Here is a 21,395-nt window from a genome sequence, read left to right on the forward strand (position 1 = left end):
CAGGTGGCGGGCATGAACGGTGTGGACGGCGTGGACGGCGGCGCTGTGTGGTCGGGGGAGTGGGTCGCGGAGCGGCTCGGCGTCGGCTTCAGCGGCGTCGAGGGCGCGTCGGCGGCCGACTCCGCGCTCGGCGCGCGCCGGCTGCGGGAACTGCTCGGGCTCGCGCTGCGGCGCAACCCCAAGCGGGCGCACCTGCTCGTCTCGAACGTCCTGGGCAAGCACGTCCCGACGAGCCCGGCGGCCGCGCACGGCGCGGGCCACAGCCTGGGGCGGCGGGTGCGGGAGCTGCTCGGCGACGAGTCGGCCGCGCGGGCGGTGGTGCTGGGCTACGCCGAGACCGCGACCGGCCTCGGCCACAGCGTCGCGGACGGCCTGGCCCTCGCGCCCTACCTGCACTCGACGCGGCGGCCGGTGCCCGGCACCGTCTCCGTCGGCGGCTTCGAGGAGGAGCACAGCCACGCGACCTCCCACCTGCTGCTCCCCGAGGACCCGGAGCTGCTCAGCGGGGACGGCCCGCTGGTCCTGGTCGACGACGAGTTCTCGACCGGCCGGACCGTGCTGAACACCATCGAGGCCCTGCACGCGCGCTTCCCCCGGGAGCGGTACGTCGTGGTGGCGCTGGTGGACATGCGCTCCGCGCCGGACCGGGCACGGCTGGAGAAGTTCGCGGCTCAGCTCGGCGCGCGGGTGGACCTGATCGCCTTCGCGGCCGGGACGGTACGGCTGCCCGACGGGGTGCTGGAGCGCGGGCAGCGGCTCGTGGCGGAGGCCGAAGCAGCCGTAGCCGCGGGGGCGGTAGTGAGCGGTGCCGCGAGTGTCGCGGAGCCCGTGGCGGCCGAGAGCGCCAGCGGCGGCGCCGGCGAGCCTGCGGTACGGGTGGACCTCGGCTGGCCCGAAGGTCTGCCGGACGGCGGGCGGCACGGCTTCACACCGGACCACCGGGCACGGCTGGAGGCGGCGCTCCCGGCCATGGCCGCGCGCATCGCCGAGGCGCTCGGCGCGGGTCTCGGCGCGGCCGGCCCCGCCGATGGGACGGACTCCGGCGGCACGCAGGCCGGAGCGACACCTGCCGGAGTCACGCGCGCCGGAGCCACCGAAGCCGGCAGCGCGAGTGCTGTCAGCACGGGCCCCGACACGGCCGGCCCGGAGGAAGTCCCTGAGCCGCCCCACAGCGGCCCGCCCGCCGCGCAGGGCTCCCCGGGTGCTCCGGGCCGCGCGCGGCCCGCAGAGGCCGCCCCCCGCCGCCCGCAGCGCGTCCTCGTGCTCGGCTGCGAGGAGCTGATGTACGCGCCGGTGCGCCTCGCCGGTGCGCTTCAGGAGGCCAGTCCGGGCGCGGAGGTGCGGTTCTCCACGACCACGCGCTCACCCGTGCTCGCCGTGGACGATCCGGGCTACGCGATCCGTACGCGCCTCGTCTTCCCGGCGCACGACGCCCCCTCCGACGGGCCCGGCGACCGCTACGCCTACAACATCGCGCCCGGCGCCGACCCGGCCCGCCGCTTCGACGCGGTCGTCGCCGTCGTCGACTCGACCGCCGACACGCCTCAGCTGCACGCCCCCGACGGGCTGCTCGCCCGCCTCGCCGCCCATACGGACCGGCTCCTGCTCGCCGTCGTCCCGTCCTACGCCCCTCAGCGACAGGTCTGATTCATGGTTCACGCCCCTGCCCGCCCCCTGCCCTCCCCGCTGCGCGGCCCGGCGTTCTCGTCGTACGCGCCCGACGAGGTCGGCTGGCTGCTCCAGGACCTGTCCGAGGTGGCGCTCGAAGCGCCCACCGAGGAGCGCGAGGAAGCGGTGCAGAGCGGCGGCGCGCACTACGCCGAGTCGCTGCCGGTCGAGTACCAGCCCAGCCCCGAGTACCAGGCGCTCTTCCGGTCCGCGCTGGACACCTCCGCGAGCCGGATCGCCCGCGCGCTCGGCGCTGTCACCGAGACCCTGCTGGCCGAGCGCTCGCCGCGTCCCGTCCTCGTCTCGCTGGCCCGCGCCGGCACGCCCGTAGGCGTCCTGATGCGCCGCTGGGCGCAGCACGCGCACGGCCTCGACCTGCCGCACTACGCCGTCTCCATCGTGCGCGGCCGGGGCATCGACACCACCGCGCTGCGCTGGCTCGCCGCCCACCACGACCCGGCGGACGTCGTCTTCGTGGACGGCTGGACGGGCAAGGGCGCGATCACCCGCGAGCTGGCCCAGGCCGTCGAGCCGTTCGAGGGCTTCGACCCGCAGATCGCGGTGCTCGCCGATCCGGGCGGCTGCGTACGGACCTACGGCACCCGCGACGACTTCCTCATCCCGTCCGCGTGCCTCAACTCGACCGTATCCGGGCTGATTTCGCGCACCGTGCTGCGGGCCGACCTGGTCGGCCCGGACGACTTCCACGGCGGCAAGTTCTACCGCGAGCTGGCCGGCGACGATGTCTCCGGGCTGTTCCTGGACACCGTCAGCGCCCGCTTCGACGAGGTCGCCGAGGGGGTCGCCGAGGACGCCAAGGAGCTGCTGGCGGCGGACCGCGCGCCGACCTGGGAGGGCTGGGCCGCCGTCGAGCGGATCAGCGAGGAGTACGGCATCCACGACGTGAACCTGGTCAAGCCGGGCGTCGGCGAGACGACGCGGGTGCTGCTGCGGCGCGTCCCGTGGAAGATCCTCGCGCAGCGCGGCGCGGGCGCGGACCTGGACCATGTGCGGCTGCTCGCCGGGCAGCGGGGCGTGCCGGTGGAAGAGGTGGACGGATTGCCGTACAGCTGTGTGGGGCTGATCCATCCGCGCTTCACGAAGGGCGCGACGGGCGCGGACGGCAAGGCGGTGGCCTCGCCGTGACCGCCTCGGACCGCGCGTCCGGCGCGGCTCCCGCTACCCTCACGTTCCCCACACCCCCCATGAGCCCGAGGAACAAGATGAGCACCACGGCCGGCCCGACCAGCCCGAGCAGCCCGACGAACCCGGTCCGCCGGGTGACGCCTGCGGGTCCGACGACACCGACCGCCCCCTCGCCCCGGGTGTCCCCGGCGGCTCCGACGACGCCTGCTCCCCCCTCGCCGCAGGTGTCCCCGGCGAGCCCGACGACTCCGGCGGCTCCCGGGTCGCTGACCTCCCCGCCTGCGACCTCCCCGCCTGCGACCTCCCTGTCGACGGCTGTCCCGGCGCCCCGGGTCGCGCTGTGACGTCCCCCGTCGTGGCCGCCCGCCCCGCGACCCTCGTCGCCAGCGACCTCGACCGCACGCTGATCTACTCCCCGGCCGCCCTCGCGCTCGACATGCCGGACGCGCGGGCGCCCCGGCTGCTGTGCGTCGAGGTGTACGAGCACAAGCCGCTCTCCTTCATGACGGAGACGGCGGCGGGGCTGCTGGCCGAACTGGCCCGCAGCGCCGTCTTCGTACCGACCACCACCCGCACCCGCGAGCAGTACGGGCGCATCCGGCTGCCCGGCCCCGCGCCGGAGTTCGCGATCTGCGCGAACGGCGGCCATCTGCTGGTCGACGGCGTGTCCGACCCGGACTGGCAGGACCAGGTGCGGCGCACGCTGGACGCGGGCTGCGCGCCGCTCGCCGAGGTGCGCGAACATCTCGTACGGTCCGCCGACGCCGGCTGGCTGCTCAAGGAGCGGGTCGCAGAGGACCTCTTCGCCTACCTCGTCGTCGAGCGCGCGCTGCTGCCCGAGACCTGGGTCAAGGAGCTCGCGGACTGGGCCGACGGCCAGGGCTGGTCGGTCTCGATCCAGGGCCGGAAGATCTACGCCGTTCCCAAGCCGCTCACCAAGAGCGCGGCCGTCGCCGAGGTGGCGCGCCGCACCGGCGCCGCGCGGGTGCTGGCGGCCGGCGACTCGGTACTCGACGCCGACATGCTGCTGGCGGCGGACGCCGGCTGGCAGCCGGGGCACGGCGAACTGGCGGACTCGGGCTGGACCGCGCCCCAGGTCACGGCGCTCGCCGAGTGCGGGGTCGCGGCGGGCGAGGAGATCCTGCGGGCGTTGCTGCGCGCGGTCGAGGGGTGAGCTGAGCGAGGATGCGGCCATGACTCAAGCACAGGGCGGGGCACAGGGCGGGGCACAGGATGGGGCGCGGCGCGGCGCGCGAAGCAGCGCGCAGGCCGGGGCGCGAAGCAGCGCGCAGGGTGGTGGCGGGGGCGTGCACAGCAGCAAGAGCACGCCGGTCACGCCCGCCCTCTACGACTACGTCCTGGCGCACAATCCGGCGCTCGACCCGGTACAGCGCGCCCTCATCGAGACGACCCGCACCGCGCTCCCCGAGCACGCGGTCATGCAGTCCGCCGAGGAGCAGGGGCCGCTGCTCGCCTTCCTCGTACGGCTCACCGGCGCCCGGCACCTCGTGGAGGTCGGCACCTTCACCGGCTTCTCGGCGCTCTCCATGGCGCAGGCGCTGCCCGCCGGCGGCAAGCTGATCGCCTGCGACATCTCCGAGGAGTGGACGGCGTACGCACGCGAGGCCTGGGCCGAGGCCGGCGTCGCGGACCGGATCGAACTGCGCATCGCGCCCGCGCTGGACACGCTGCGCGCGATGCCCGCCGCACCGCACATCGACTTCGCCTACCTCGACGCGGACAAGGGCAACTACATCGCGTACTGGGAGGAGTTGGTGCCCCGGATGAGCCCCGGCGGAGTGATCGTCGCCGACAACGTCCTCTTCCACGGCGAGGTCGTGGACCCGGCAGCGACCGGCTCGGCCGCCGCGATCCGGGCGTTCAACGACCATGTCGCCGCCGACGCCAGGACCGAAGCGGTCATGCTGACGGTCGCGGACGGCCTGACGATCGCCCGTCGGGTGGACTGACCAGACGGGTCCGGCTGACGCGGCCGACCCGGCCGAGCGCGCGCTGCTCCGCGTCGGCGCGCTCGGGGTGCCGGGCGCGCCAGTACGGGTTGTCGTGCGGCAGCGTGGCACTCACCCGCCCGTACATCCCGAAGAACATCAGCATGACGCCGACCACAAAGCTGAACAGCACGTTCTGGATCTCGAACGCCAGGAAGTTGTAGCTGGTCTCCAGCAGCGCGAGATTGACGAACCCGCTCAGGATGAACGCCAGGCCGAGCACGATGTTGAGCGTCGAGGCGAAGTTGCCGCCGACCACCATGCCGCCGAACAGCAGCAGCCCCACGACGATGGACAGCACGCTCAGCGCGCCGTTGGTGTTCAGCCCGGTCACCGTGTCGCCGCCGGTGTCGAAGAAGCCCACGTGGCCGATCAGGCCGAGGACGCCGAAGGCCAGCAGGACGAGACCCATCAGCCCGGCGCCGACCCGGTAGACGCGGCTCAGCCGGTGGTCCACGGGCATGTGCTCGTCCAGCCTGATGGGCCGGCGTGCCTTGGCGTGCCGGGGCCCGCCGGGCTCGTCGGGCGTGCGCGGGGCGTCACTCGTAGCCATGGACCGGCCTCCTTTGCTGTCGCGGAGGTAGTGCCGAGTCCGTACGTAATCCAGCATCCGCCCGCCGGGCGGCCCCAACAACTCGGGAGGGGGCGGGCGGGGCGGGGCCGCGCGGGGCTCGGACTAGGCTCACGGGTCGGCGAGCGGGCGCGGCGCGGCGGGCTTGGCGTACGCGGCCGTGGCGGTGGCGGTGGCGGTGGCGGTGGCGAAACAGCCACGCCGGCTTCGGCCCGGCGGCGGGGCTCGCAGACAGCTACGGGGCCCGGGGCGTCAGGTCCCGCGATGACTTGCAGAAGCTCGTGTACAGCGAGTTGAAGGCCGAGTTCGGGCTCGGTGCGCAGGCGGCGGTCCGTACGGTCGAGAAGGTCGTGGACGCCTACACGACCCTGCGGGCGAACGTGCGGGCGGGGAACCTGAGGGGCAGGCGGAAGGCGAGGGCGGAGTCCAAGCCCCTGAGGTTCCGTCCGAATGCCGCGCAGCCGTTCTCGGTCCTTTAGGGCCGAGAAGTTGACGCACGCGTGTCCGGTGGATGAACGCTCAGCCGCAGCAGCCGCCTCCGCAGCACCCGCCGCCGCCCCCGCCGCCCGCCGGGGCCGGAGCGGCGCCGCCCACGGCGACGGCGGAGAGCAGCTTCACGGTGTCGTCATGCCCGTCCGGGCAGGTTGCGGGCGCGCTGGAGTCGGCCATCGGCCGGTCCAGCTCAAAGGTGGTGTCGCAGGGGCGGCAGCGGAACTCGTATCGAGGCATGGCCGCAGGATAGCCAGCAGAAGCGCAGGTCAGCACGGCGGCTGCGCGGGGAGCGCGCCGATCCGGGGCGGAGCTGCCCGGGGGCGCGAGGCGGGCGGGGTCGTGAGCCTGGCGCGGCACCAAGGCCGGCGTGCCGCCAAGCGCCGGCGTGCCGCCAAGCCAGGCGTGCCCACCTCGCTGCCCGCCTCAGTGCCCCCCGCCGAGCTCCTCGCGGATCTCTTGGACCACCCGGGCCGCCGTCTGCCGTACCGCGTCGGTCTCGGTCAGGAAATGCCAGTAGTCGGGGTGCCGGCCTTCGAGGCCGTCGGCCGCGCGGTCGAGCCGCGCGACGGCGTCGTCCAGCGGGCGGGCGTGCCGGGGGTCCGGGGTGCTGCGCCCGGCCATCGCGAGGCGCTGCGCGTCCCGGATCGCGAACCGGGTCCGCTCGATCTCCTTCTGCGGGTCGTGCGAGACCTCGTTGAGCTGCCGCAGCCGCTCACCGGCCGCCGACACCGCTTCGTCCGTGGTGTCCAGCAGCGCTCTGACCGTGCTCAGCCGCGAGGTGGCGTCCGGCCAGCGCTGCTCGTCGCGCGCGGTGACGGCCTCCTTCAGCTTCGCCTCGGCCTGCGCCACGGTCCGCGTCGCCTGGTCCGGTACGGACTGCAGGTCCTGCCAGCAGGCGGCGGTGAAGCGGCGGCGCAGCTCGCTGAGGATCGGCTCGACGCCGCCCGCGCGGGTGGTGATCGCCTGGGCGCGGGTACGCAGCGAGACGAGCCGGCGGTCGATCTCGGCGGCCTTCTGCGGGAGGTGCTCCGCCTCGCCCCGTACGCCCTCGGCCTTGCGCAGCACGTCGTCGGCGCGCCGGATGGTGTCCTGAACGCCGTGCTGGCCGGCCCCCTGGTTGAGCTTGGTCAGCTCGGGGGAGAGCGCGGCGAGCCGGGCGGCCAGATCGTCGGCCTTGAGACCGACGGCCCGTACCGCGTCGAGGGCGTTGCTCGCGGCGAGCAGCCCCTGCCGGGCCCGTTCGACGGCGGGCGCGAGCCGGGCGAGCTGCGTCTCGGCCTTCTGGAGCAGCGGTCCGAGGCTCTGCCCGAAGCGGTCGAGGTCGGCCTTGACGGCCAGCAGCTCGTCCTTGGCCTTGGTGAGTTCCGTACGGGCGCTGGCGGCGGCGGACGCCTCCAGCTCGTCGCGGTCCAGGTCGTGCGCGTCGACGGCGGTGATGTAGACGCCGCTGACCTCGTCGATGCGGCGGCCGAGCGCGGTGAAGTCCTCTGCGGTCTTGCGGGCGGCGGGGGAGCTGTCCACCGCGGTGATCGTCTCCAGCGAGATCCGCAGATCGCGCTGGGCGGTGTCGAGCTCGTAGAACGCCGCCGCGGCGGCGTCCTTGGCGGCCTGGGCGTCGGCCCTGAGCTGGTCACCGCGCCCGCCGAACCAGCGACGGGTGCCGCCTCCGGCGAAGGAGGCGGGGACGACGGCGATCAGCAGGGGGATCGGCAACAGAAGGAGCGTGAGGACGTCACGGGCGGGGCCCCCGATGGAGCGACGGCGTGCTCGCTGCGTGTACGGCTGCGCGTGTGTCGCCGTCACATCCCTCTCCCGTGCTGTGTTCATCCATGTACCAGTGTCATTCTCCCACCTGGTAGGGACGAACACACGGGCCGGTTAGTTCGCGGTTCGCAGCGTGACTTCGCCGTTGCTGCTGCGGGCCTTGACGACGTGCTTGCCGGAATCGTCGGTCGGCACCTTCACGTGGACGTCGCCGTTGTCCGCCGAAGCGTCCACCCGGTACGTGGCGCGGGGCAGTTCGATCTTGACCGCGCCGTTGTCGCTGCTCGTCTCCACCCGGTTCAGGCGGCCGGCTCGCGCCCCCGGCTCGCGCCGGTCGGAGGCCGCCGGCACCGCTGCGCGCCGCGCCGCCGCGCGCTGAGCTGCTGCTCCCGGCGGCGCAGGTTTGTGGGTTTGCGGGGGCGGGCGTACGGCAATGTAGGCTGTCGATTCGGTCGGGGCGCATAGCTCAGTGGTAGAGCGCTGCTCTTACAAAGCAGATGTCGCTGGTTCGAACCCAGCTGTGCCCACCAGTGAAAAGTCGTAGTCAGCAGCCCGCCTGTTCTCGAACGGGTGGGCCGCTTTCATGATCAGAGTCCACACCGAGTCCGCACGACCCGGTCACCGGCACCCGACTCGTCGCACATCGGGGTGCTGTTCGAGGAGCCAACGGCAGTCGCGGGCGAGCTGACGGACCTGTAGTTGTGCGGAGAGCAGTCCGGCGCCGAGGCCCTGGTCTGCCTGGTACCGGATGCCGTCGAGGTGGGCGCGGTGCCGGTACCACTCCCTGCCGCCGTGCCACAGCCGGTCGACCTTCGCCTCGACTCCGGGGAGCAGCAGGTGGATGTGGCCGCGCAGCAGCTGTTCCAGCTCAGTGAGTTCCTCGAAGCGGAGTGGGGTGCTGCGTTCGGTCAGGCCGTGGCTGATCGTCTTCTGCATGGTGTCCCGGTCGATGGTGGTCGCCATGAACGGCGTCACTCTTCAGGGGCCGTCGACACCGCAGCCACCAGGGCGCGCAGTGCCGCGACATCACACAGGGGCTCGGTCGGGCGGGTGAGCCAGTAGGCCCCGGGCGCGCAGATCCGCTCGACGGCCGGGACGCCGATGTAATGGCCGTCGCTGAGGCACCGGGCGTGCGGCAGGTCGTCCCAGTCCTCGGCGGTGCCCGCCGGCACGAGGGCGTAGTGCACGTCCATGCGGGGGTCGTGAATCACGGGCCCAGTGATCCCGAGCTCGGGGAGGACGCTGCGCATCACCTCGGGCGTCCGGCTGCGAGTAGCCGTGTGGAGAACGTCTCCGTCCAGCCGGACGACATCCCAGCCGCGGCCGGCGGGGAGCATCGCCATGCTGCCGCGGGCCCAGTCGGCGAAGGCGAGTTCCGGGTGTCTGTCGACGGCCGCGAGCCTGCGTGCGGCTTCGTGGTCTGTGGTGGCGAGGATCATGGATCGGCTCCCTGTTGGACGTGGTCTGCGTCACGCACGTCCAGGGTGCCCGCGCCACAAGACCCCGACTATCAAGCCTTCTTGACGGCCGGGGCCATTGAGTGACGCATCGTTACATGCCGAGCCAGGCGGCGTAGTTGGAGAAATTGTCGGGCACGTTCCGGTAGTGGCTGGCCAGCCCCTCCATCGTCTGCCGCACCATCGGGTGGTACCGCGTCTGCTGCGGAGCGGCGGCTCGCGCCCGGCGCAGGCTCGCGTACGCCGCGTCGGGCTTCCCCGCCCACAGCTGAGCGCGGGCCACGTCCGCATGGTGGTGGCCGATCCGGGAAGGCGGCAGCGCACCGAGCTGGATGCTCTGGGCGGCCGTGCACGCCTCGCCGTACTGGTTCAGCTCCGTGAGCGCCGACACCCTGTGGATTCTCACGTTGGTGGGGCCGAAGCTGACCCACAACACCCGCTCCGCAGGGCCCGTCCGTTCGGCGATCCGCTCGGCCTCGGACAAGTGCCCGGTCGCGTCGTCCTCCCGCTGGTCCCGCGCGGCGAGGATCGCGGCGCCCAGGTGCAGCTGCCCCGTGACGACATCCCGAGGCAGGGACGCGTCTGCCTGCCCGATCGACGCGAGGCCCACACCGATGAGGCGCTTGCCCGTCCGGTACTGCGCGGCCCGGAGATAGGCCAGGCCCCGAAGGTACTGGCGCAGGCTGCTCAGCACCGCGTCGGATGCCCGCACGGCGGCCCACTCCAGCCGGTCCAGGGCGGTCGTCGCGAGGTCCGCGTAGCCCAGCTTCGTCGCGATGTCGTACGCGCTCCGGTAGGTGCTGGCGAGCACGCGCCACATGTCATCGGACGGGGTGAGGTACGCCGCAGTGGTCACCTCGTAGATCAGGCTCGGCAGCTCGGTGGCCGCCTTTTTGATGTTCGTCTCGCGGATCGTGGAGCACAACTGCTCGGCGGCCGTGTCGAGGTCGGCGAGGGAGCGCGGCTGAATGTCCGGGTCGGCTCCGAGGTCGTAGACATCGAGGGCCTCGCGGACGGGGTTGATGAGCCCATCGAGTTGGTCGGTTCGCAGCTCGTCTACGTACGGCTGGCCGGTGATGTCGGCCGTGCTGACGGAGAGGGCTCGGGCGACCGCACCAATGAACGCCGGCGTGGCTGGTGTCGCGCCCTGCTCGACCTTGGCCACGAGGGAGTACGACACATGGGCGCGTTCAGCGAGCCCCATTTGCGTCAGGTGGCGTAGGACTCGGAGGCGTCGGATGCGCGCGCCGGTGTGGTCCTCGGGCGGAGTGGGCATAATCGGCTCCGTTCTGACTCGACATCAGGACGGTACCCCCGGAGCCGGTCAGGGGAACAGCGAAGCGCCCCCCTGCCCGACCGTTAGAACTCGAGCCGTGAGGTTGGGCAGGGGGCGTCGTGCGTGAGGCTGCCGCCCTTACCCGGTCCAGTCGGGTACGGACACAGCTCGGCAGCTTGTACCCGTACACAGTGGGGCGCAGCGCCTCGCGTCCGATGCGTGAGGCGCGAGATGCTATCCGCGATCTGTTGTCGAGTGTCGAGCTGATCGGGGAAGCATCGTGACGACGACCGTCGCAGTCACCGGGCATATGGATCTCACGGACGAGAGCGTCCCGCTCGTGCGCGACGCACTGCGCGAAGCGCTGCGGCCGTTCGCAGCCGAGCTGGTCGGGCTGTCGTGCATCGCGGCCGGGGCGGACGCCATTTTCGCTGAGGTGGTGAGTGAGATCGGCGGGCGGCTGATCGCCGTGATCCCGTCCCAGGACTACCGGCAGAAGAAGGTCCGTCCCGAGCATGCGCCAGTTTTCGACCACCTGATCGAGGCTGCCGTGGAGGTCGTCGTGCTGCCGTACGACACTGCGAACCGTCAGGCGTACGAGGCGGCGAACTCTCTTCTTCTGAAGCGCGCCGACCGGCTCGTCGCGGTGTGGGACGGTACCCCGCCGTCGGGCAAGGGCGGTGGCACCGCCGACACCGTGCTCGAAGCGCGCGGTGCGGGGCTCGCCGTCGATGTGGTGTGGCCAGAGGGTGCGGCCCGGCGAGGCTGACAGCGGAGTGCCCCGCCGAGGGGGGCTGGACGCATGAATACGCCCAGCCCGCCCGGCGGGGCCGGAAGCTGCGCCGGGAGCGGGCGGAATCCCCCGGCTCGTGAGCTGGAATTCGGGAACGTGGCAGCGTGCCTCAGAATTCGGAGTCGGCGGACCAGCGCGTCAGCAGATCCTCGCTCCCAACAACCTCGAAGGCGGCCGAGCCGTGGTCGAGGCGGCCGTACATGAGCAGCAGCAGATCCGCGGCGGCTCCGTGGACGGCCGCGTCGGCGGGGGCGGACGGGCCCGCGTTCGTGGGGTTCCGGTCGATTCCGAAGCCGTCGGGCCGTAGCCGGACCAGCCAGTCGCCGTCTGTGTCGGTGCAGCGGAAGCGAATGGATTCGCCGTTGCCGCGCAGGTCGGCCACCTTGGGGGCGAAGGACGCGGCGAAGGGCAGATTGACCAGGAACTCGTCCACGCCGTCGGCCGCGAGGTCGCGGTCGATCACGGGCCGCAGCCCGAGGGCGAGTTCCGCGTCGGCGCGGTGCACCAGAGTCTCGAACAGCATCCGCCGCATCCAGAACCGGGCGTGCTGATCGGCGCCCCACGCCCACATCGGGGCATCCGGGTCGGTGACCGCGAACGCGCTCGCGGCCTCAGCCGCGCTCGTCGCCAGCCAGTCGGCGTAGCCGTCCTCCTTCATCGGCAGCCGGAGCTCCACATCGCGGCTTCGCGGCGGTTCCTGGACGAGCTGACGCAGCAGAACAGAGAACCAGCGCTGCACGCTCCCGGTGTGCCTGACCAGGTCGACGAGTGTCCAGCCCGGACAACTGGGCACCGGGGTCGCCAGGTCGGCGCCCTTGATCAGCTCCACGAACCTGGCGGTCTCCGCCGCGATGGCGTCGCGGTGGGCGGCGGGGGAAGACGCCCGGCCCGAGTCATTCGGCATGTCCATTTCGCTGCGCTTTCCTGGTTTCCGGCCCGATGGCCTGACCGGCCGGGCATCTCCGCGCAGCCTGTCACAGCGTCGCGGCGTCACAGCGTCGCGGCCTCGTGGGCCGGAGCGCGGGCGCTCGGGACAGGCGCCGAGCGTGGCACGTCAGGCCCGCGTCAGGCCCGCGTCAGAGGTACGTCAGGCGTACGTCAGGCGTTCGCCCATATCTGGCGATGCCGAGCGATCTCATAGACCTGCTCGACCTGCCGCAGGCTCAGCACACCCGTCGTCGGACCGAGGGCCGCGACTTCCCGTTCCCGGTAGACCCGTACGTCGAGGAGCGTGACGACCTTCTCCAGATCGCTGACGCCGACGAACACGATGACGGGCTCCACGGGGACCTCGAAGCCGCAGTGCCGCTCCAGCACCCGCCGCACCCGCTTGGCTTCGGCGCGGCTCTTGCGGGCGTAGGGCTGCGGCCTGCCGTTGTCGACCTTGACGGAGTCGTCACCGACCCACACCGTTTTGCCGTGATGGTGCTTGGTGTTGACGCTGAACACGCCACCGGGCCCGATGAGCAGATGGTCGACGTCCACGTCACGCGGCAGCGGCACCGAGTGCAGCACGTGCCACCCCTGGCCCGCGAGTCGTTGCAACTCCGCTCCCACCCGCCGCTCGCCGGCCAGCCCCTTGCGCCAGGAGTCCCACTCGCTGTTGCGCTGCAGCAGCCAGTCGGAGGCGCGTTTCACCGGCCCGGGTCCCTCGGCGGCGAGCTTGGCGCGGAGGGCGGCGCCGGGACGATTCGAGGCGAGGTCTTCCTCAACTGTGAGCGGGGGCAGCGGCGGTGGCGTGGCGTACGAGGCTGACGGGGCGGCCGGATCCGCCGCGGCGGTCGGCGGGAGGTACCCGGTCAACGCCTCCATCGCCGCCGCGCGGTACTCCTCGCGCAGGACGGTGACCTGGCCGGTCTTCCGGTTCAGCCACGCCACGGCTTCGCCGTTCGGCAGGTTCACATACAGCCGGTCATGTCCGTTCCGCTTCCACGCCGTGATCTGCAGGTCGCTCATGCCGGCCCCCGGGTGTCGGTGTGTCGTCCCCACAGACATGGCAACAGTCGGGGGGCGCTGCCACAAGACGGCATATGCGGTGGGGTGTTGCCCACATCTCCGATGCCTCGGGCGGGGCAGCGGGTTGGGGGGACTGTGCGGAGCGCCCCGCTCCGTACGGCCGAGCCCGGCGCGCCTTCGCTGCCGCAAGGTCAGGGACAGTCGGCGAGCAGCCGCACGACATGCTCCGTATCCACCGGATCAGCGAGAACGTCCTGCGCGCCCGCCGCCCGGAGATCCTCGTAGCTGCTGCCCGTGGCCACCGCCACCACCCCTACGCCTGCTTTCAGTCCGGCGCGCGCGTCTGCCGGCGTATCGCCAACGAGGGGATGTGTTCGCGCTGTTGGCCAGTCCGTCGCAGAGCGAAGGCGGCCAGGTCGCGGGGCACTGCTCGGTGTACGCGCCGACGGCCTCTCTGTGCAGCTCCAGGTCCATCAGCCGGCCCGCGACTGCCGCTGGCTCCTCGGCCGGACGCCCTCGGAGCAACCTGCTCCGTAGTCCGACGCGATGTGCCCCTGCCACTCATCTCCTCTCCGCGCAAGTCGTGAGACGCCGATTTGGTCCGTATGGATGACACCCGCGTCACCCGCGGGGCCCAGAAAGCCCACATCAGGACAAATGATGCGAATCATCCATAACCTGCATACGGTAAGGACGTTGAGCATCGCTGGAAGCAGCGATGACACCTACATGAGGAGGCACCAATGCTTGCTCAGTCCTTCCAATCGCCCGTGATCGCCCCGGACCGGGCGGCGCTCGGCGCCGCGATGGTGGAGCCGGAGACCTCTCTGAGTGACGCCCCGGTCAACTCCCCCCAGGCGTGGGGCGTCGGCTTTCTCCTGCTGGGCCTGCTGCTCTCGCCGAAGGAGCCGAAGGACAAGTGAGTTTTGATCGGTCGCGGACGGCCTACGCCGAATCGGCGGCTGATCTGGCCCGCAGTGCCCTCGACGCCCTTCGGGGCGTCGGGGGCGTGGCCATGGTCGCCGCACATGTCGAGGGTGCCGATGACGGCGCGGCGGCGCTCGCCGCTGTTCGTGTCGTCGGCGCGGACACCTTTGCTCCTCACCTTTTCGTCGGCGCCGCCCTGCATCCCCGGGACGCGGCGGCCGTGGCGAAGTCCTTCACCGTCTTCCCACCGCCGGAAGGCCCCCCGCAGCCGCCTCCCACCGGGCTCGCCGAGCCCTGGGTGATGGCCTGGCGCGACTGGGCCACCGCCTCGATGCTGGCCCGCTTCACCGCTGTGGGCGAGGTGGATCCGCTGCACGCCCCGCAGCCCCCGGGCGCGCCGCTGCTCGCGGAGCACGCCGGTCTCGGGGTGGGCCCCGGGACCGCGCGGCCCGCCGTGGCGGAGGAGCCGGCGGCGGCGGGGAGCAGTTCCGCCACCGCCCCCGGCCTGGGGTGGGCGGAGTGGTCCGTACGGATGGGGCAGCTGTCCTCGCTGGCGCTCCCCGGGCTGGACGGGCCGGTGCACGCGGCGGCCCGACGGGCGCCGCTCGCCCTGGCGCGGGGCGCGACCCGGTCGCTGCTGCGCCGGGACTACCCCACGGCCGCACGGATCGCCCGCTGGCTGGCATTGCTCCAGCACGAAGGCGTGTCGCTGCCGCTCGACCCCGTCCCGCTGGTCGTGCATCTGCGGGTGCTCGGCTGCGGCCCCCGGATCGCCCTCGACACGGCGATCTCCGGGACACTACTCGGACTGGAGCCCGTATGACCGCGTCGGTGACAGCGACCGCCCACCAGGTGAGCGTGAAGGCGCTGGGCTGGCTGCACACGCACCACCGGCGCGGTGTGCTGCAGACCGGCACCAACAGTGCCGACGTCGCCGATCCCAACGGCGCGTACAAGGATCTCGGCGAGATGTCGCTCGTCGCCTCCCTGGTGCTGCGTGAGTCCGTGTCGGGAGCCACCGAACTGCGGCTCGCCGGCGAGGTGCTGGACCACGTCTGGCGGCAGTTCGACGAGGGGAACATGCTCTACGAGCGCCTGCTCCGGTACCCGCTGATGACGGACTCGCTGGAGAGCTACGCGCACCTCGCGCGCGGCGGCTACCGTCACGAGGCCATGGAACAGCTGTTTGAGCACGTCACCGGGCTGCGGTCGGTACGCGGTGTGGAGCACCTGCCCAACCGCAAGCTCGCCGTCGCCAACGCGGCCCGCGTCGTCGGCCTCGATCGCGGCGACCGCGCGCCGGACTGGGCAGAACTGATCCGCGCGACCTGGCTCGGGAACGCTCCGGAGCCCTGGCTCATCGACTGGATGACCGGCTACAGCATGACGCACACGGTCTTCCATGTGACCGACTGGGGCCGTAGGACCGAGGATCTCCCGGCCGAGATCGACGCCTACCTCACCGCGTGGCTCCCCGCCTGGATCGACATCTGGGCCGAGGTCGAGGAGTGGGACCTGATGGGCGAGCTGATGATCGTCGGCAGCTGCCTGAGGGAACCGTACTGCGACCCGGGGACATGGGATCTGCTGGCCCGTATCCAGCACGAGGACGGGCTGGTGCCGCGCGACGGTTCCGCCGTCTCCGACGACATCGACGACCGGTTCGCCAACCAGCAGCACACGGCCGTCGTGGCCACGATCGCGGGAACCCTCGCGGTCTCCCGGGCCCTCGGCGGCACGGCGGCCCTCGGCGACATGGCGGGTCAGGCATGACGGCGGGCCGGACATGACGCACCGGCAGCCGTCGCCGCCCGGGGAGTCCGGGGAGCCCGGAGAGTCCGGCGAGCAGCCCGCTCGGGGCCGGGCGGCGTACGTTCGTACGCAAGGCCGGCCCGATCCGTACGCAGCGGGCGGCCACCCCGGCGCGCTGGAGTCGTCGCCGGCGCGGTCGCCGGTGCGGGCCGCGGTATCGACGCCGACCTGGGCCTCCGACGCCGCCGGCCCGCTGCTCGACGCCGCCGTCGGCGCGAGCGGCACCGTCGTCGCCCTGCGGCTCGGCGACGAGCGGGTCTTCGTCGCGAGCGGGAGTACGGCGGCTGTCGGCGGAACTCCGGTGGACCCCGACACCCGGTTCGAACTCGGCTCGCTCACCAAGGTGTTGACGGCCCTGCTGCTCGCGGAGCAGGCCGCACGCGGCGAAGTCGCCTACGACGACCCGGTCGCCCGTTTCCTGCCGCCCGGAACCATCCTGCGCACTCGCGGCGCCCCGATGACCCTGCTGCATCTGGCCACCCACACCTCGGGGCTGCCGCGGCTGCCGCCCGGCCTGTTGACCTCGGGTTCGGCGCAGTGGTGCAGCAACCCGTACGGCTCGTTCACCGGCGCGGATCTGCTGCGCGCCGTGGGGCGTGCGCGCCCGCGCTTCGCGCCCGGCAGTCGGGTGCGCTATTCCAACTTCGCGGTCGGTCTGCTGGGGGATCTTCTCGCGCGGGCGGCCGAGCCGCGCGGCTCCGACGGTGACTGCGGCGGCTATGAACATCTGCTCGCCAGGCGGGTGTTGCGCCCCCTCGGGCTGGCCCACACGAGCTGCGCCGCCGGTCTCCCGCAGGCCACCGGCTACTGGCACGGTCGCGCGCGCCCCGCCTGGCGGATTCCGGGCCTGCCGGCGGCGGGGGCGGCCCGCTCCAGCGCCCGGGACCTGCTCTCGTTGCTGGACGCGCTGATCGACCCCGACTCCGCGGTCGGCACGGTCCGCACTCCGCTGCGCGCCGGGCTCGCCGACGTCATCCGCCCCCGGCTCGTCGTGCCGCGCGGCACCAAGCGTCTCGGGCTGATCTGGTACATCCAGCCCCGTCCCGGACACGACCTCTACTACCACTCGGGGGGCACCCGGGGCTTCTCCTCGTTCGCCGGCTTCAGCCCGCAGACGGGCGTGGCGCTCGTCGCGCTGACCAACACGGCCCCGGCCTTGAACAGCACGTTCATTCAGCAGTCCTATAGCGCGCTGCGCACCCTGGCGCTGAAAGCCTGAGGCAGCCGGAGCCACGGGCCGAGCCGGAGCTACGGGCCGACGACAGGCTGCGGCGGCGGCGCGGTGAGCCCCCGGCCGATGCCCGGAGCCCGTACCGGTCTTCGGGTCAGCAACGGATCGCGGATGCGGCCGTCCTCGGCGCGCAGCAACGGGCTGTCGTGGCGCAGCAGCCACTCGCGGTAGGCGGTGTTCGCCCAGGCCAGCTCAAGGTACGACTCCTTGAGGTCGGCGAAGTGCGCGTCCATCTCCGCCGCCACGACGGTGCTCGGCCGCCACACCACGAACAGCCGCACCGTCAACGGGTCTCCGTGCAGCGGCCGGATGACGGCGCCGAGGCGCGGCCCTGAGGTGGGCTGGCACGGGGACACCGCCTCGCCCGAGGCGACCAGCTCGGCGGCCGTCGTGTAGTCCCGGACGTGGACCACCCTTGGATTGAGGCCCGCCGCCGCGAAGGCACGCCGCATCGCCGCGCATTCGTCGTCCACCGTCGGGTCGACCATCCAGCGGTCGTCGGCCAGGTCGGCGAGGTGCAGTACGGGCCGGCCGGCCGCCGCGTGCGCGGCGGAGAGGGCGACGAACTGCGGCTCGCGCGCGACCAGGACGCGCCGTTCCAGGCCGGAGGGGATGCGCAGCGGAAAGCCTTCGACCTCGTGCACGAAGGCGATGTCCAGCTGGTTCGTCTCGACCATCTGGAGCAGCATGTTGGCGGACACGTCGATGTGGATCGTGGTGTCCGCCTCGGGAATCCGGGAGTGCAGCCTGCGCAGCCAGCCCGCGACGGCACGATTGCCGATGCTGCCGATCCGCAGCCGGGCTTCCCCGCTGACGACCACCGCGTCCTTCGCCGCTGTGACCAGCGCGCTCATGTCGGCCACTATCGGGCGTGCTCTGGACAGAACCGAACGACCCAGCGGCGTCGGGCGGCTGCCCGACTGCTCGCGGGTGAACAGCAGGCCCCCGATGGCGTTCTCGATGCGGCGGAGCTGGGTGGTGAGGGACGGCTGGGTCACGCCGAGCTGCACCGCAGCCTTTCGCACGCTGCCCGCATCGGCTATCGCGCACAGCGCACGGAGGTGCCTCACATCGAGCTCCACGGCGGGAGCATAACGGGGCCTCTACTTATCACACCAGACACACAAAGCGCACGAACAGCGCGTGAATGCCATCAATCAACGAAGCGGACATGCCAATAATCGGTCGTCCAGACGCTTTGCCGGGTGTCGGGAGCCGCGATCGGGCCCCGATCGACACCCCGTTGGGTGAGGCGCGCGGCCTGCCGAGGGGCGGGCCGCGCGGGCGGGGGCGAGCGGCTCGGGGGCGAGCGGTCGTACGGCCGGATACGGGGGTGGATCACGGACGGCCGAGGCCCGAGTGCGCCCCGACTGCGCCCGGTGGTGCGCGCCGCAGCGCGCTGCCGAGGAGACGGCGCGGTGTTGCCAAGGTGCCGCCGTCGGACGGTCGTTGGGCCGTCGTCGGGCCGGGAGGGGACCCGGCCGTGATGTGCGTGCCGTCGGGAGGGGATTGGATCGAGTTATCACCAGCTGGCATCATCCGCGCCGGCCGGATCTCGACAGAGACTCCGCGGGACCACAAGTCCATCCGGGGTCATCCGGCCGCCACCCCACCGCGGCCGAATCGGTGCCCCCGGGCGAGAGTGGAGTCCCCCCATGAAGCACTCCAAGATATTGCTCTCCGCCACGCTGGGTCTCGGCCTGGCAGTCGGCATGACAGCGATGCCCGCGGCTGCGTCCGCGCCCCCGGCACCCACCGGCGACACCTCCGAGCACCCCGCCACTTCGGGCTACCTGCCCACCCCCGGCGACCAAGCAGCCAACAAGGCTTTCTTCAAGGCCGTGATGAAGTCCGTCAAGGCCAAGCAGGCCATTTCGCCCCGCGCCGCGAGTGTCACCGTCACCTATGACGCGAGCCAGGCCCCGACCTTCGCGGCCCAGATCGCCAGCAGCGCGCAGATCTGGAACAGCCACGTGAGCAACGTCCAGCTCCAGGCGGGCGGCAACGCGGACTTCAGCTACCGCGAGGGCGACGACCCGCAGGGCTCGTACGCGAGCACGGACGGCCACGGCAACGGCTATATCTTCCTGGACTACGCGCAGAACCAGGAGTACGACTCGACCCGCGTCACGGCGCATGAGACCGGCCATGTGCTGGGCCTGCCGGACCACTACGAGGGTCCGTGCAGCGAGCTGATGTCGGGCGGCGGCCCCGGCCCGTCCTGCACCAACTCCAACCCGGACCAGACCGAGTCCGGCAAAGTCAACGAGCTGTGGGCCAACGGCCTGGCCGCCTTCGACAAGACCGACTTCATGAAGGCTTCCTGACCTTCCTTCCTTCCTGACCTTCCTTCCTGCCTCTGGCCTGCCCGACAGGCCCGACCGGTCACGGTCGTCGACGGCCCGGCTCCCCTCGCGGGAGCCGGGCCGTCGAGCTTTGTCCGGAACGGATCGGACTGGCCCGTGCCGGATCGTCACGCGGCCGAATCCGCAGTCAAGTCAGGCCGGATCAGATCAGATCAGGCCGGATCAACCCCCATCCGGCAGCCAGTTGCCATGGAACCCGATGGGCACCCGGGCCGGGAGATGGATACGGGCCACCGGGCCGGCCGTCACGTCCTGGGCTGCCAGCACGACGAGGTCGGTCGCCCCGCGCTCCGGGTCGAAGACGTACGAGAGCAGCCAGCCGTCGTCCTCCGCAGCCGACATCCCGGGATCGGCCGGTACGAATACGGCCTCGCCGACGTCGCCGTCCGGGTGGAACCGGTGCACCTCGCTGCTGCCCCGCTCCAAGTCGTACTTGACCAGGCCGATGCCGACCCGCTCGATCTTCGCCGGCGCAGTCGTCGAAGCACCCGCCCCCGAACCGCCCGCCCCCGAACCGCCCGCCTCCGCGAGATGGCCGCGCGCCCACGCCGTCCCGTAGCCCTCGCTCGGCTCCAGGACTCCGTAGCCATAGCGGTGCCGGCCGGTCGTACGGCGTGGGTCGATACGCGGGAACTCGACCGGACGGTCGTCCAGTCGCTCCTGCCGTACCGTCCCGGCGGCCAGGTCGACGGTCCAGCGTTCCAGGAAGGGCGGTGCCTCGTCCGGACCGTTGCGGCTCGCGTCGAAGAGGCGGTCGTAGCGCACGAGATGGACCGTGATGCGGCCGTCCTCCTCGTACGCGCTCATCGGGTGGAAGACGAAGCACGGTTCGATGTCCAGCCAGCGCACGTCCTGCGCCCGGCCCTCGCGCGGCAGCACGCCCAGCCGGGCCCGCCGCCCCGCGTCCCAGGTGTACGGGAGACCGGGGCCGGCGCCCGCCCGCTCCAGGTCGAAGACGACCGGCAGGTCGTACAGCAGCACATGTCCCGAGGTGAGCGAGAAGTCGTGCATCATCGGGCTGCCCTCGACCGGGATGTCGACGCGGCGGCGGATCCGCCCGTCCGTTCCGGCGATGAGGTACTGCACATACGGATACGCCCAGCAGTAGGCGACCGCGTGCAACTCGCCGCTCGCCGGGTCGAGGAGGGTGTGCGCGGCGAACCCGCCCGGCAGGGTGCCCTGGAAGTCGAACGGGCCGATCGTGTTCAGCTCCGCGTCGAGCTCGTACGGGAGCGAGCCGCCCTCGACCGTGGCCAGGTAGTGCCCGGCGAAGCGGGTGATGTGCGTGTTGGCTGCGAAGTCCTTGTCCTGGTGCCGGGGTCCGTGCGACGCCTTCTCGCCGAGCCGCTCGGCCACCGAGTCGCTGCGCACCCAGCGGTTGCGGTACCACTCGGCCCGGCCCTCGCGCAGCCGCACGCCGTGCACCATGCCGGCGCCGGTGAACCAGTGGTGCGCGGCAGGGTCGTCGATGCCCAGCGGGTTCGGCCCGTTGCGCAGATACCGGCCGTTCAGGCCGTCGGGAATCCGTCCGGTCACTGGCAGATCGTGGGCGGTGACCTCGTCCTGGACCGGCGCGAACAGCCCGGTCAGATAGGGGTTCGTGTGCTCCGTCATGCCGACCTCCTGGCAGCGGGTACCGCCCCGGGAGGAGCCGAGCCCCCCGCCGGGGCAGGGAACAGGGCCTACTCTCCAGCGGAAGCGGCTGCCAGTCGAGTGCTGGCACCGGTGCGCCAGCGGTTTTCCTTCGCCGGAAGGTTCGTTGGCCCGGCGACCCATCCGCCGGGCGAGCAGCCCCGAATACTGGGTACGGGTGACGACAGCCATGATCGGAACAGCACAAGACCGGAACAACCAGGCCAGGAACAGCCAAGACCGGCACGGCCGCGACGCCGAAGGACGCGACGGAGACGACAGACAGGCCGCGACA

The 21,395-nt window shown here is 72.2% G+C and carries 20 protein-coding genes, 1 tRNA gene and 2 pseudogenes; 11 read left to right on the forward strand and 12 right to left on the reverse strand.

Annotation, left to right across the window (positions count from 1 at the left end):
* Positions 1 to 12 precede the first annotated feature (12 nt).
* The 3 genes and pseudogenes from QMK28_RS07660 (at position 13) to QMK28_RS07670 (ending at position 4,784) form a co-directional block, all read left to right on the forward strand.
* Positions 13 to 2,814 (forward strand): annotated as a pseudogene (locus QMK28_RS07660) (phosphoribosyltransferase domain-containing protein).
* Positions 2,815 to 3,154: 340 nt separating this feature from the next.
* On the forward strand, positions 3,155 to 3,988 hold the full coding sequence (locus QMK28_RS07665; RefSeq protein WP_326436252.1) for an HAD family hydrolase: 834 nt from the start codon (positions 3,155 to 3,157) through the stop codon (positions 3,986 to 3,988).
* 133 nt (positions 3,989 to 4,121) lie between these two features.
* Positions 4,122 to 4,784, forward strand: a complete 663-nt coding sequence (locus QMK28_RS07670) for an O-methyltransferase (protein ID WP_326436294.1) — start codon at positions 4,122 to 4,124, stop codon at positions 4,782 to 4,784.
* Here QMK28_RS07670 and QMK28_RS07675 read toward each other — a convergent pair.
* The gene (locus QMK28_RS07675) at positions 4,735 to 5,286 is read right to left on the reverse strand and encodes a DUF4383 domain-containing protein (RefSeq protein WP_326436295.1); all 552 of its coding nucleotides are present in this window, start codon (positions 5,284 to 5,286) and stop codon (positions 4,735 to 4,737) included. The genes QMK28_RS07670 and QMK28_RS07675 overlap by 50 nt on opposite strands.
* 377 nt (positions 5,287 to 5,663) lie before the next feature.
* On the opposite strand from QMK28_RS07675, the gene QMK28_RS07680 reads away from it, so the two are divergent.
* The gene (locus tag QMK28_RS07680; RefSeq protein ID WP_326436253.1) at positions 5,664 to 5,873 is read left to right on the forward strand and encodes a hypothetical protein; all 210 of its coding nucleotides are present in this window, start codon (positions 5,664 to 5,666) and stop codon (positions 5,871 to 5,873) included.
* 40 nt (positions 5,874 to 5,913) lie between these two features.
* Here QMK28_RS07680 and QMK28_RS07685 read toward each other — a convergent pair whose 3' ends face one another.
* The 3 genes from QMK28_RS07685 to QMK28_RS07695 all read right to left on the reverse strand — a co-directional run bounded on the left by QMK28_RS07685 (position 5,914) and on the right by QMK28_RS07695 (position 7,944).
* Positions 5,914 to 6,123: an FmdB family zinc ribbon protein gene (locus tag QMK28_RS07685; protein WP_326436254.1), complete on the reverse strand. Its 210-nt coding sequence runs from the start codon at positions 6,121 to 6,123 to the stop codon at positions 5,914 to 5,916.
* 186 nt (positions 6,124 to 6,309) lie between these two features.
* On the reverse strand, positions 6,310 to 7,689 hold the full coding sequence (locus QMK28_RS07690; protein ID WP_326436255.1) for a hypothetical protein: 1,380 nt from the start codon (positions 7,687 to 7,689) through the stop codon (positions 6,310 to 6,312).
* A gap of 75 nt (positions 7,690 to 7,764) precedes the next feature.
* Positions 7,765 to 7,944 (reverse strand): DUF4097 family beta strand repeat-containing protein, encoded by a 180-nt coding sequence (locus QMK28_RS07695; RefSeq protein WP_326436256.1) that lies wholly within the window; start codon positions 7,942 to 7,944, stop codon positions 7,765 to 7,767.
* A 161-nt stretch (positions 7,945 to 8,105) separates the two neighbouring features.
* Between QMK28_RS07695 and QMK28_RS07700 the strand changes: the two genes are divergently transcribed.
* Positions 8,106 to 8,180, forward strand: a tRNA-Val gene (locus QMK28_RS07700).
* Between the two features lie 88 nt (positions 8,181 to 8,268).
* Here the strand turns inward: QMK28_RS07700 and QMK28_RS07705 are convergent.
* From QMK28_RS07705 to QMK28_RS07715, 3 genes are all read right to left on the reverse strand, one after another.
* Positions 8,269 to 8,613 carry a DUF6415 family natural product biosynthesis protein gene (locus QMK28_RS07705; protein WP_326436257.1) on the reverse strand — a complete coding sequence of 115 codons (345 nt, stop codon included), beginning with the start codon at positions 8,611 to 8,613 and terminating at the stop codon, positions 8,269 to 8,271.
* A gap of 8 nt (positions 8,614 to 8,621) precedes the next feature.
* A complete protein-coding gene (locus QMK28_RS07710) occupies positions 8,622 to 9,089 on the reverse strand; it encodes a hypothetical protein (RefSeq protein WP_326436258.1) in 468 nt (155 codons plus the stop codon).
* A gap of 112 nt (positions 9,090 to 9,201) precedes the next feature.
* Positions 9,202 to 10,383 carry a helix-turn-helix domain-containing protein gene (locus QMK28_RS07715; protein WP_326436259.1) on the reverse strand — a complete coding sequence of 394 codons (1,182 nt, stop codon included), beginning with the start codon at positions 10,381 to 10,383 and terminating at the stop codon, positions 9,202 to 9,204.
* Positions 10,384 to 10,693: 310 nt separating this feature from the next.
* Between QMK28_RS07715 and QMK28_RS07720 the strand changes: the two genes are divergently transcribed.
* The gene (locus tag QMK28_RS07720; RefSeq protein WP_326436296.1) at positions 10,694 to 11,152 is read left to right on the forward strand and encodes a hypothetical protein; all 459 of its coding nucleotides are present in this window, start codon (positions 10,694 to 10,696) and stop codon (positions 11,150 to 11,152) included.
* 133 nt (positions 11,153 to 11,285) lie between these two features.
* Here QMK28_RS07720 and QMK28_RS07725 read toward each other — a convergent pair whose 3' ends face one another.
* The 3 genes and pseudogenes from QMK28_RS07725 to QMK28_RS07735 form a co-directional block, all read right to left on the reverse strand.
* The gene (locus QMK28_RS07725; protein WP_326436260.1) at positions 11,286 to 12,086 is read right to left on the reverse strand and encodes a maleylpyruvate isomerase family mycothiol-dependent enzyme; all 801 of its coding nucleotides are present in this window, start codon (positions 12,084 to 12,086) and stop codon (positions 11,286 to 11,288) included.
* 188 nt (positions 12,087 to 12,274) lie between these two features.
* The gene (locus tag QMK28_RS07730) at positions 12,275 to 13,132 is read right to left on the reverse strand and encodes a nuclease-related domain-containing protein (RefSeq protein WP_326436261.1); all 858 of its coding nucleotides are present in this window, start codon (positions 13,130 to 13,132) and stop codon (positions 12,275 to 12,277) included.
* 191 nt (positions 13,133 to 13,323) lie between these two features.
* Positions 13,324 to 13,491, reverse strand: a pseudogene (locus QMK28_RS07735) (phosphoglycolate phosphatase); the annotation flags it as partial.
* Between the two features lie 384 nt (positions 13,492 to 13,875).
* On the opposite strand from QMK28_RS07735, the gene QMK28_RS07740 reads away from it, so the two are divergent.
* From QMK28_RS07740 to QMK28_RS07755, 4 genes are read left to right on the forward strand one after another with little or no spacing between them, the layout of a single operon-like run.
* Positions 13,876 to 14,055 carry a hypothetical protein gene (locus QMK28_RS07740; protein ID WP_326436262.1) on the forward strand — a complete coding sequence of 60 codons (180 nt, stop codon included), beginning with the start codon at positions 13,876 to 13,878 and terminating at the stop codon, positions 14,053 to 14,055.
* A complete protein-coding gene (locus QMK28_RS07745; RefSeq protein WP_326436263.1) occupies positions 14,052 to 14,882 on the forward strand; it encodes a hypothetical protein in 831 nt (276 codons plus the stop codon). Before QMK28_RS07740 ends, QMK28_RS07745 begins: the two co-directional genes overlap by 4 nt.
* Positions 14,879 to 15,832: a DUF6895 family protein gene (locus QMK28_RS07750; RefSeq protein ID WP_326436264.1), complete on the forward strand. Its 954-nt coding sequence runs from the start codon at positions 14,879 to 14,881 to the stop codon at positions 15,830 to 15,832. Before QMK28_RS07745 ends, QMK28_RS07750 begins: the two co-directional genes overlap by 4 nt.
* 13 nt (positions 15,833 to 15,845) lie before the next feature.
* Positions 15,846 to 17,090 carry a serine hydrolase domain-containing protein gene (locus QMK28_RS07755; RefSeq protein WP_326436265.1) on the forward strand — a complete coding sequence of 415 codons (1,245 nt, stop codon included), beginning with the start codon at positions 15,846 to 15,848 and terminating at the stop codon, positions 17,088 to 17,090.
* A 29-nt stretch (positions 17,091 to 17,119) separates the two neighbouring features.
* Here QMK28_RS07755 and QMK28_RS07760 read toward each other — a convergent pair whose 3' ends face one another.
* The gene (locus tag QMK28_RS07760) at positions 17,120 to 18,184 is read right to left on the reverse strand and encodes a LysR family transcriptional regulator (protein ID WP_326436266.1); all 1,065 of its coding nucleotides are present in this window, start codon (positions 18,182 to 18,184) and stop codon (positions 17,120 to 17,122) included.
* Positions 18,185 to 18,757: 573 nt separating this feature from the next.
* Here QMK28_RS07760 and snpA point away from each other — a divergent pair.
* On the forward strand, positions 18,758 to 19,429 hold the full coding sequence (snpA, locus tag QMK28_RS07765) for a snapalysin (protein ID WP_326436267.1): 672 nt from the start codon (positions 18,758 to 18,760) through the stop codon (positions 19,427 to 19,429).
* 201 nt (positions 19,430 to 19,630) lie between these two features.
* On the opposite strand, the gene QMK28_RS07770 is transcribed toward snpA, so the two are convergent.
* Positions 19,631 to 21,082 (reverse strand): carotenoid oxygenase family protein, encoded by a 1,452-nt coding sequence (locus QMK28_RS07770; protein ID WP_326436268.1) that lies wholly within the window; start codon positions 21,080 to 21,082, stop codon positions 19,631 to 19,633.
* Positions 21,083 to 21,395 lie beyond the last annotated feature (313 nt).

Source organism: Streptomyces sp. H27-D2 (assembly GCF_035828615.1).
In the GTDB taxonomy this organism is placed as follows: domain Bacteria; phylum Actinomycetota; class Actinomycetes; order Streptomycetales; family Streptomycetaceae; genus Streptomyces.